This is a genomic window from Sphingobacterium cavernae (assembly GCF_008520265.1).
GTDB lineage: Bacteria > Bacteroidota > Bacteroidia > Sphingobacteriales > Sphingobacteriaceae > Sphingobacterium > Sphingobacterium cavernae.
In genome coordinates this window covers 1-1,381 of sequence record NZ_VIQM01000112.1, presented here as the reverse complement: position 1 = coordinate 1,381, position 1,381 = coordinate 1, and the positions used below count along the sequence as shown (strand labels likewise).

The 1,381-nt window shown below is 42.9% G+C and carries 1 protein-coding gene; it reads left to right on the top strand.

Annotation, left to right across the window (positions count from 1 at the left end):
• Positions 1-242 precede the first annotated feature (242 nt).
• Complete coding sequence (rpsU, locus tag FLS47_RS17600; RefSeq protein WP_149915634.1) at positions 243-437, top strand: 30S ribosomal protein S21; 195 nt, start codon at positions 243-245, stop codon at positions 435-437.
• Positions 438-1,381 lie beyond the last annotated feature (944 nt).

The following is a 1,381-nucleotide window of genomic DNA, read 5'->3' as shown; positions in this document are numbered from 1 at the left end:
GGATTAAAAATAATATCGTCAGGAACTGGCGATTACACGGGCGGAGACTCAAATAAGACTTTGGCAACAAAGCACAAGTCTGTGAAGCCCGAAGCCCATTTGTCTTTAGCAAATGGGTAGTTCACATATCTATAATAGGAATTAAAGTTGATTATTTGAGTTAAAGGTTTGCAGAATCCACTTTTATTTCTACCTTTGCACCACAAAGAATTTTTCAAAACGAAAGGAGGTATACAGGAACTATGATTATCGTAAATGTTAAAGAAGGAGAATCTCTAGATAGAGCATTAAAACGCTTCAAAAAGAAATTTGAGAAGACTGGGGTTTTACGTGAATTGCGTTCTCGTCAAGCATTCGAGAAGAAGTCTGTAACTCGTCGAATTCAAGTTAAGAAAGCGATCTACAAACAAGGATTACAACAGGAAGTAACTGCGTAATTGTTGTGTAGAACACAATATTAAAGTCAATCCATTAGGGTTGACTTTTTTGTTGTGTGCCCAGCATGGGCAATAACTCTAGGGTGTAAGTCCCGAACACGCCTTTACGGTGGGAAGTGTTAGCTTATGACAAGGTTGTCCACCGCGAGGTGGAATCTGAAGGAAGTCTGAGGCAAAACCTCGGTCCGACGAACAGAAACTACATACAAGGCCGCAAGTGTTGGGTGAGGCTGCAACACAAGCCTAAGCCCTAAACTGTACGGAAACACTATGGTAAATGTAGCGGATATATGAGGTGAAAGTTATTGTTCTTACCTGGGGAGATCTGACTAAACTCTGTCAAAGGTATAGGCGAATGCCCGCGAAGAAACATCTAGCAGAATAATAATGCTAGTATGCTTTAGTCAGAAGTCAGCAGAGGACAGTGTGTCACGAACAAAGCATGATATTGCTTTGGTGCTGTTTGAATGATGAGGGTAGGCCCCTCGAAGTCGACGTTCAGGCGCAGGCTTCAAACCACCTTTATGTTGCTGGGTTAAAGAGATCTGGTGAGAAGCGATAAAGGAAAAGGCATAATTAAAGATGTCAGGTATGTAATAGAGAGACGAACGAAAGTGAACCATCGATGAAGCGTCGAAAGCTGAATAGATGATATCGAAACCAGGGTCTTGACCTTGCTCTGGGACAAACGGAAGGGAAACCTGATTACTGCTTCCGTGATATCCGGCGTAAAGATGGCGTGAAGCTATTATAGGTATTTAGGCGGAACGTGAGAACGTGTCGTTTCGATGTTAAGGGAAACCCTCAAGTGGTAGCCCCACAAGAGCAAAAGTACCGATGCGAAGCACACGGGCGGAACATCTCGTAGTAGTGATGAAGTCTCTGTAATGGAGATGGAGCGAAGGGGGTGTATTATCCAGTTCTTATCACAAAGAAAACTATGG